This window comes from Streptomyces sp. NPDC004609, assembly GCF_042873655.1.
GTDB lineage: Bacteria > Actinomycetota > Actinomycetes > Streptomycetales > Streptomycetaceae > Streptomyces.
Genome location: NZ_JBIALS010000055.1, coordinates 23,854 through 32,893 on the forward strand (window position 1 = coordinate 23,854; position 9,040 = coordinate 32,893).

Consider the following 9,040-nt stretch of genomic DNA (forward strand, 5'->3'; position numbering starts at 1 on the left):
ACGCGGTGGGGGGCGCCACGGTCGGGGACGCGGGTGCCGCCCACGGGACGGGGAATGCGGGCGGGCACCGTAGGGCGGGGTGTGTGGGCGGGCGGGGCGGAGCCGGCCGTCACCGGGGCGGGGGCCGGGCTCCGGCGGGCCGGGCTCCCCGGCCGGGCGCGGGACATCCCGGGCGCACCGCGCGCACCGTTCTCCGGGCCTCGCCCCGGCCGGAGGAGGGCGCCCGGCGGCGGGGCACCGGTGCGCGGCCGTGCCTGGACGGTGCGGGTCATGCCGCCTCCGTACGGTCCGCCGCCATGCCCGCCGCGTCCAGCAGCGCGGTGCCCACGATGAGGTCGGCGCCGCCGAACTCGGGATCGTCGAGCTGCGTGCCGTCGTCGACGGCGAAGAGGAGGCGTTCCTCACCCTGCCGGTAGGCCGTGCCGACCGGGGGGCTCGCCGCGTGGACGGCGAGGAGGGCCACCAGATAGGGCAGTTCGGGATCGCGGCGGCGCGCCTCGGCGAGAAGACCGGAGAGTCTGCGGGGGGCGTCGTGTTCGAGGTCGAGGAGCTCCATGGCGCTCGCCAGCTGCTCACCGCTGAAGCGGCTGTCGTCGGGGGTGGCGATCAGATCGGGCTCGGGCATCTCCGCGCCGAGGTGCTCGCGCTCCACGGGCGGGGTCAGCAGCAGCTCGACGAGATCGCCGATCCGTACGGACGAGGGGGTGCGCGGACCGGTGCCCCGGGCGAAGAAGGCGTCGGTGACGCGGATCGCCGACTCCAGCGGGAGCGGAAGCAGGGGCGCGACCAGTTGTCCGTACAGATCCAGGCCGGTGCGCGCGGTGGGGCGGGCGAACGCCTGACGGTCCTGTTCGGCGCGGAAGAGGGGTCCGGCTTCCAGCAGGCGGGACTGGAGCCGGGTGTGGCGGCGGATGCAGTCCTTGACGATGTCGACCAGCTCGGCGGCGCGGCGCTTGTGCTCGGGGTCCTCGGCCTCGTCGCGGGCCTTGCGGATGTTGGTGAGGATCGCGTTCTCGTGGCGGTAGCGGTCGGCGACGTGGTCGAGGGCCTCGGCGATCATGTCGGGCACCGCGTGGAGCCAGTCCACCGCGCGGACGTTGCGGCGGGTGGCCTCCAGGGTCCGGCGCAGGGTCTCGGCGTACTGCACGGTGCGGTAGCGGGCCTGTTCGGCCGCGAGCTGGGCATCGGCCAGCCTGCCGCGGCTGATCAGCACCTCCAGCTTGACCTCGGCGGCGATCTGCGCGCTGGTGACATCCGTGTCGAGCGCGCCCACCAGGACGTTGACGGCCTCGTCGGTCGTCCGGAGGTAGACGCTGCCGCCGTAGCCGGGGACTTCCTCGATGAGCTTGAAGTCGTAGTCACGGCGGGTGTAGACGCCGTCGGGGCCGAACGTGCCGTACACCGCGCGGAAACCGCGGTCCACGCTGCCCACGTTGATCAGGTTCTCCAGGACCCAGCGGGCGACGCGCTCATGCTCGGCGACGGGGCGCCGGGGGGCCTGGGCGGCGATTCCGGGCAGGAGTCTGGCGACTATCTGGTCGTGGTCGGCGCCGGTGTCGAAGTCCATGTTCAGGGTGACGAGATCGATGGCGGCGAGGGCCACCTCCGCCATCGCGTACACGGTGTACTCGCCCGCGAGGTTGGCCTTGCGGGCGTCCAGGTCGTGCAGCGGCGCGGTGCAGGCGAGCGCGCGGAGGCGCCGCGCGAGCCCTTCGTCGGCGGCCGGGCCCTGCGCGGGCCGCGGCCCCGCGCTGAGCTGGGGCGGAACGGATTCCGTCGAGGCAGGCGAAGTCACGTTGCACAGATTAGGTCCTCGCACTGACAACGGTCGAAACGGCGCAGAAGCGACCCCCGGGCGCCGTCCCCCGCCTGCCCGTTCGAGCCGGTCCCGTTCCCCGCACGTGTCATGGGCGCACCGGTCCGGATGACCGCGCGCCTCGGCCGGCCGCGCTTCCTTCGGCCCGTGCGGCGGCCTTCGCCGCCGCCCCGCCCGTGCCCTTCGGGCCTTCGTAGGCGTTCCCTCGTAGAACGGTCCCCGGCTTCGCCGGGTCGGCACCGTCGGCGAACCGCTCTCCCGGGAGGCGCGGACGAAGACGGGACCGGCGGTACAGGCGCCCCGGTACGGGGGCCACCCAGTAGGTCAGGGGGGCCGCGCGCCGGTGGACAGCGGGCGGTTCACGGGGTTTCCGCCGGCGCGGGCGCGACCGGCGTACAGCGGCTTGGGTGTGGGCGGCGCGTCCGGCTCCGGAGTCGTCGGCTACCGTCTCGCTGTCCTGGCGCTGCTCGGTCCGCCCGAGGCCCGGGGCACGGAGCAGCTGTGAACAGGAGGGGCACATGACCTGGGCGTCCATCGATCTCAACGCCGACCTCGGCGAAGGCTTCGGCCATTGGCGACTGACCGACGACGAACAGTTGTTGTCCGTCGTCACCAGCGCCAATGTGGCCTGCGGCTTCCATGCCGGGGACGCGCCCACCATGCGCCGGGTGTGCCGGCTCGCGGCCGAGCGGTCGGTACGGATCGGCGCCCAGGTCTCCTACCGCGATCTCGCCGGGTTCGGACGGCGGCCGATGGACGTGCCCGCGGACGAGCTGGCGGCCGAGATCGCCTACCAGATCGGGGCGCTGGAGGTCTTCGCCAGGGCGGCCGGGGCCCGCGTCTCGTACGTCAAACCGCATGGCGCGCTCTACAACCGGGTGGTCCGCGACGAGGAGCAGGCGGCGGCCGTCGTCGAAGGCGTGCTGCTGTCGGGCGAGCGGCTGCCGCTGCTGGGGCTGCCGGGCTCGAAGCTGCACACGATGGCCGAGAAGGCGGGGCTGCCGGTGATCACCGAGGCGTTCGCGGACCGCGCGTACACCGCCGACGGCACCCTGGTGCCGCGTTCCGAGGAGGGTTCGGTGCTCACCGATCCCACCACCGTGGTCGAACGGTCGGTGAGCATGGCCCGGTTCGGGGTGGTCACCTCGCGCTGCGGCAGACATGTGCCCGTGCGCCCGCGGTCCCTGTGCCTGCACGGTGACACCCCGGGCGCGGTGTCACTGGCTCGGCTGGTGCGGCGGCAGCTGGAGAGCGCGGGCGTCCGGGTGGAGGCGTTCGTATGAGTACGCGTATGCGGACGATGGCGGTCGGCGAGCGGGCCCTGCTCGTGGAGCTGGCGGACGGCGAGGAGGCCGGGGCGCTCCATGCCGAGCTGCTGCGCCGCCGCGCGGGCGGTGCCCTCCCGGCCGTACGGGAGATCGTGCCCGCCGCCAGGACCGTACTGCTCGACGGGCTGGACGACCCCGGGCGGTTCGCCCGGGAGATCGCCCGGTGGGAGATTCCGCCCCTGCGGGCGCGGGTGGAGGACACGATCGAGGTGCCCGTGCGCTACGACGGACCCGATCTGGCGGAGGTCGCCGCGCTGTGGAAGGTGCCGGAGGACCGGGTCGCGGCGGTTCACTCGGCCGCCGAGTTCCGTGTCGCCTTCTGCGGGTTCGCCCCCGGCTTCGGCTATCTCACCGGGCTTCCGGCGCGGTACGCGGTGCCGCGGCGGCCCACCCCGCGCACCTCGGTCCCGCCGGGCTCGCTCGGACTCGCCGGGCCGTACACGGGGGTGTATCCCCGCGCGTCCCCCGGTGGCTGGCAGCTGATCGGCACCACCAGTACGGAGTTGTGGAATCCGGAGCGTGAGCCCGCCGCGCTGCTCTCCCCGGGGACCCGGGTGCGTTTCGTGCCGGAGCCGTCATGACCGACGGCGCCCTCGCGGTCGTACGGGCCGGGTCGCTGACGACCGTGCAGGATCTGGGGCGTCCGGGGCACGCGCATCTCGGGGTGCCGCGCTCGGGGGCGCTCGATCCGTCCGCCGCCGGTCTCGTCAACCGGCTGGTGGGCAATCCGGAGAGCGCGGCCGTCCTGGAGACCACGGTGAACGGCTGTGCCGTCAGGCCGCGCCGCGCGGTGGTCGTCGCCGTGGGCGGCGCGCCGTGTCCCGTCACGGTCGACGGCCGCCCGGTGGCGTGGGGGGCACCGGTGCGGGTGGCGGCCGGGGCGCTGCTGGAGGCCGGCCGGGCGGCGTCGGGTGTGCGGACCTATCTGGCGTTCGCGGGCGGAATCGCGGTCGACCCGGTGCTCGGGAGCCGCTCCACCGATCTGCTCTCCGGGCTGGGCCCGCCGCCGCTGTCGGAGGGTGCCGTGCTGCCGCTCGGGGCGTCGGACGGGCCCCCGCCCCCGGTGGGCGACGCGGTGCCCTGGCCCGGGCCGCCGTCCCGGCTGGTGCTGCGGATCCGGTTCGGGCCCCGCGCCGACTGGTTCACGCGGGGCGCGCTGCGCGTCCTGGTTTCGGGGGCGTACCGGGTGTCGGCGGCGGGCAACCGGATCGGGCTGCGCACCGAGGGTCCCGCCCTGGAGCGGGCGCGGGGCGGTGAACTGCCCAGCGAGGGGATGGTGCTGGGGGCTGTTCAGGTGCCGCCGGACGGCTGTCCGGTGGTCTTTCTCGCCGACCATCCGACCACCGGCGGATATCCGGTGGTCGCGGTCGTCGACGAGCGGGATCTCGGGGCGGCGGCGCAGGCGGTGCCGGGCACCCCGATACGGTTCGCGCCGGTGCGGTGAGCCGCGCCGGGAAGCCGGCGATGGTGGTGTAGCTGCCGTCCTCCGGCATCAGGTACCTCGGCGGCACGTCCTTGGCCAGCGAGCAGTTCGGGCGTATCGCCTGCGGCGGCATCGCCGAGTTGGTGCGAGCCGTCGCGCTCACGCGCTCCCGGGGCGCGCCCGGACGGACTCGGCGGGCTCGGAAGGGTCCGCGCGCATCCCCGTACGGGCCCGGCACGGGGTCGCACGTTCCCGGGCCCGCCGCCGCACCCAGAGGTGCCGGTGCGCCCGGCCCCGCCGACGCGGCTACGGCCGCCGCTCTCCGTACCCGCCGCCTCCGGGGGTGCTGACCACCAGGACGTCGCCGGGGCCGACGTCCACCGCGTCGGCCCCGCCCAGGCGGGTGACGGAACCGTCGGCGCGTTCCACATGGTTCTCGCCGAGTGCGCCGGGGCCGCCCCCCGCCATTCCGTAGGGCGCGACCCTGCGGTGCCCGGTGAGCAGCGCCACGGTCATGGGTTCCAGGAAACGGATCCGGCGCACGACTCCGTCGCCGCCGTGCCACCGCCCCGTACCGCCGCTGCCGCCGCGTACGGAGAAGGCGTCCACGCGCACCGGACAGCGCCACTCCAGCACTTCGGGATCGGTGAGCCGGGAGTTGGTCATATGGGTCTGCACGGCGTCCGCCCCGTCGAAGCCGTCGCCCGCGCCGGAGCCGGAGGCGATGGTCTCGTAGTACTGCACCCGGTCGTTGCCGAAGGTCAGGTTGTTCATGGTGCCGGAGCCCTCGGCCTGGACGCCGAGCGCCGCGTAGAGCGCGCCGGTGACGGCCTGGGAGGTCTCCACATTGCCCGCGACGGTCGCCGCGGGATACGCGGGCGCGAGCATGGACCCGGCGGGGACGCGTACGTCCAGGGGTTCGAGACAGCCGCTGTTGAGCGGGATGTCCTCGCCGACCAGGGTCCGGAAGACATAGAGCACGGCCGCCATCACCACGGAGGTGGGGGCGTTGGCGTTCCCGGGCTGCTGCGGCGAGGTGCCGGTGAAGTCCAGTACGGCGCTGCGGTCGCCGCGGTCCACGCGCAGCGCCACCCTGATGACCGCGCCGCTGTCGGTCTCGTAGCGGTACTCGCCGTCGCTCAGCCCGGCGACGATACGGCGGACGGACTCCTCGGCGTTGTCGCGTACGTGCCGCATGTACGCCTGGACGACGTCGAGGCCGAACTCGTCGACCATGCGGCTCAGTTCCGCGATCCCCTTCTCGTTGGCCGCGATCTGGGCGCGGAGATCGGCGATGTTGGTGTCGGGGGCGCGGGAGGGATGGACCGCGCCGGTGAGCAGTTCCCGGGTCTCCTCCTCGCGCAGCCGTCCGTCGCGTACGAGAAGCCAGTTGTCGAACAGGACGCCCTCCTCGTCGATCGTGGTGCTGAAGGCGGGCATCGAGCCGGGGGTGATGCCCCCGATCTCGGCGTGATGGCCACGGGAGGCGACCAGGAAGCGGAGTTCCCCGCCGCCGTCCCCGAACACGGGCGTCACCACCGTCACATCGGGCAGATGCGTGCCGCCGTGGTAGGGGTCGTTGATCGCGTACACATCCCCCGGCCGCAGTCCGCCCCGGTTGCGCCGCAGCACTTCCTTGATCGATTCGCCCATCGATCCGAGGTGGACGGGGATATGGGGGGCGTTGGCGATCAGATTGCCCGCGGCGTCGAAGAGGGCACAGGAGAAGTCGAGGCGTTCCTTGATGTTCACGGAGTGCGCGGTGTTCTCCAGGCGTACGCCCATCTGCTCGGCGATGGCCATGAAGAGGTTGTTGAAGACCTCCAGGAGGACCGGGTCCACGTCGGTGCCGACGGCGACCCGGCCCGGGCGGGCCGTGACCCGCCTCAGCAGCAGATGCCCGCCGTCGCCCGCCTCGGCGCGCCAGCCGGGGTCGACGACGGTGGTGGCGTCGGCCTCCGCGATGATCGCCGGGCCCCGCACGGCGTCACCCGGTCCCAGGTCGGCACGCCGGTACAGCGGCACCTTCCGCCGTGTGCCGTCGACGGACATCGGCACCAGGGCCCGTGGCGTGGCCCCCCCGTCGCGGGCGCCCTCCTCGACGACATGGCTGCCGTGCTCTCCCGCCGTGCCGACCGCCTCCACGGACACGGCCTCGACCACGAGCGGTTTGTCCATCGTGAACGCGTAGCGGCGGCGATGGGCCGCTTCGAAGGCGTCCTTCATGGCCGCGGCGGTGTCCAGCGGCACGGGAAGGCTCGCGTCCGTGCCGGCGTAGCGGAGCAGCACGCGCGCGTGCGTGGTGATCGCCGCGTCCGGGACCGCGTCGGCGAGCAGTTCGGAGCGGGTGCGCGCGGCCAGGTCGTCGCACAGGCCGCGGACCCGGGTCACGGTCTCCTCGCTCAGCTCCGCCTCGACGGACTGTTCACGCATGACGGTCGCGTCGGCGAGCCCGATGCCGTAGGCGGAGAGCACACCGGCGAGCGGCGGCACGATCACCGTGCCGACGCCGAGCGCGTCGGCGACGGCGCAGGCGTGCTGGCCGCCCGCGCCCCCGAAGGAGTTGAGGGCGTAGCGGGTGATGTCGTGACCGCGCTGTACGGAGATCTTCTTGACCGCGTTGGCCATGTTGAGGACGGCGATCTCCAGGAAGCCCGCCGCGACGTCCTCGGGGGTGCGGTCGGTCCCGGTCTCCTCGCGTACGCGGGCGGCGAGGCGGGCGAAGCGCTCACGGACGATCCGGGCGTCGAGCGGCTGGTCTCCGCCGGGGCCGAACACGGCGGGAAAGTGCTCCGGCTGGATACGGCCGAGCATCACATTGGCGTCGGTGACGGTCAGGGGTCCGCCGCGGCGGTAGCAGGCCGGCCCGGGGACGGCCCCCGCCGAGTCCGGTCCCACCCGGTAGCGGCGGCCGTCGAAGTGGAGGACGGAGCCGCCGCCCGCGGCGACGGTGTGGATGTTCATCATGGGCGCGCGCATCCGTACGCCCGCGACCTGGGTGCCGAGTTCGCGCTCGAACTCGCCCGCGTAGTGGGAGACGTCGGTCGAGGTGCCGCCCATGTCGAAGCCGATGACCCGTCCGAACCCGGCCGCTCCGGCGGTGCGGGCCATTCCGACGACACCGCCCGCGGGTCCGGAGAGCACGGCGTCCTTGCCCCGGAAGTGCGCGGCCTCGCGCAGCCCGCCGTTGGACTGCATGAACATCAGCCGGATGCCCCGGAGTTCGGCCGCGACCTCGTCGACGTACCGCCGCAGGATCGGTGAGAGATACGCGTCGACGACCGTGGTGTCCCCGCGCGGGATCAGTTTGATCAGCGGGCTGACCTCGTGGGAGCAGCTGACCTGGGTGAATCCGAGGGCACGGGCGGCCTCGGCGACGCGCGTCTCGTGGCCGGGGTGGCGGTAGCCGTGCATCAGGACGACGGCGGCGCTGCGGAAGCCGTCCTCGTACGCCCGGGAGAGCCGTTCGGTGACGGCGGGGAGATCGAGGGGCCGGACGACGGTGCCGTGGGCGTCGACGCGTTCGGGGACCTCGACGACCCGCTCGTACACGGCCTCGGGGAGCACGATCCGGCGGTCGAAGATCCGGGGGCGGTTCTGGTAGGCGATACGGAGGGCGTCGCCGAAGCCGTCCGTGATGACGAGGACGGTCGGCTCTCCGCGGCGCTCCAGCAGCGCGTTGGTGGCGACGGTCGTGCCCATCTTCACGCAGGCGACCCGCTCGGCCGGTACGGGTTCGCCGGGGCCGAGACCGAGCAGGAGGCGGATTCCGGCGACGGCCGCGTCCCGGTAGCGCTCGGGGTTGTGCGAGAGCAGCTTGCGGGTGACGAGCCGGCCGTCGGGGCGCCGGCCCACGATGTCGGTGAAGGTTCCGCCTCGGTCGATCCAGAACTCCCAGCGCCCGCTCATTGCCCCATTCTCGCAAGCGGAACCCCGTACGACACCGCGGCGGGCGGAGGCGGGTCTTCGTGCCGGTGGTCCCGGGTCGGGGCGGCCCCGGGGTGGCGTGCGTGTGTCGGCGGGCCGCGGGGCTCCGCGGCGGCCGGTGGGGCACCCCCGGGCCGGGCAGGCGCCCTGCCGTACGCACCGAGGTGCCTCCTGGGCGCGGCGAGCCGCGACGGGCCACCGGCGGTCGGCCCGCACCGGAGCGATACGGAGGGCGGGCGCCGTGACATGCCGCCCGGGCCCGCCCGGGAACCCCCCGGCCGCCGGGGTCCGGCGCCGCCCGCTCCGGGGCCGAGGGCACCGGCACGCGCCTGTTGTGGTGGATCCGGCGGTGGGCGCCGGCCCGCGCCGGGCCCAGGGCGCGCGGCGCGGGCCGGCGAACAGCGGTCCGGCGTTACGGGGGTGGGGGGGGGGGGGGGGGGGGGGGGGGGGGGGGGGGGGGGCGGCCGCGGCCCCCCCCCCCCCCCGCCCGCCGGGCGGGGGGGGGGGGCCGCCGGGGGGGGGGCGGGGGGGGGGGGGGGGGGGGGA

At 74.6% G+C, this 9,040-nt stretch carries 5 protein-coding genes; 3 read left to right on the forward strand and 2 right to left on the reverse strand.

Annotated features, from left to right (window positions below; all coding sequences use genetic code 11):
• Window positions 1-268: 268 nt before the first annotated feature.
• Window positions 269-1,795 (reverse strand): hypothetical protein, encoded by a 1,527-nt coding sequence (locus ACFYT4_RS33755; protein ID WP_389277941.1) that lies wholly within the window; start codon window positions 1,793-1,795, stop codon window positions 269-271.
• A gap of 539 nt (window positions 1,796-2,334) precedes the next feature.
• Here ACFYT4_RS33755 and ACFYT4_RS33760 point away from each other — a divergent pair.
• Genes ACFYT4_RS33760 through ACFYT4_RS33770 form a run of 3 tightly spaced genes read left to right on the forward strand, consistent with a single transcriptional unit; the run spans window position 2,335 to window position 4,588 of the window.
• On the forward strand, window positions 2,335-3,099 hold the full coding sequence (locus ACFYT4_RS33760) for a LamB/YcsF family protein (protein ID WP_389277944.1): 765 nt from the start codon (window positions 2,335-2,337) through the stop codon (window positions 3,097-3,099).
• A gap of 8 nt (window positions 3,100-3,107) precedes the next feature.
• Window positions 3,108-3,725, forward strand: coding sequence for an allophanate hydrolase subunit 1 (locus tag ACFYT4_RS33765; protein WP_389277954.1), 618 nt, complete (start codon window positions 3,108-3,110; stop codon window positions 3,723-3,725).
• Entirely contained in the window at window positions 3,722-4,588 is an 867-nt protein-coding gene (locus tag ACFYT4_RS33770; protein ID WP_389277948.1) for a biotin-dependent carboxyltransferase family protein, read from the forward strand. Before ACFYT4_RS33765 ends, ACFYT4_RS33770 begins: the two co-directional genes overlap by 4 nt.
• 285 nt (window positions 4,589-4,873) lie before the next feature.
• Here the strand turns inward: ACFYT4_RS33770 and ACFYT4_RS33775 are convergent, their stop codons facing one another.
• Window positions 4,874-8,476, reverse strand: a complete 3,603-nt coding sequence (locus ACFYT4_RS33775) for a hydantoinase B/oxoprolinase family protein (protein WP_389277951.1) — start codon at window positions 8,474-8,476, stop codon at window positions 4,874-4,876.
• Between the last annotated feature and the right edge of the window lie 564 nt (window positions 8,477-9,040).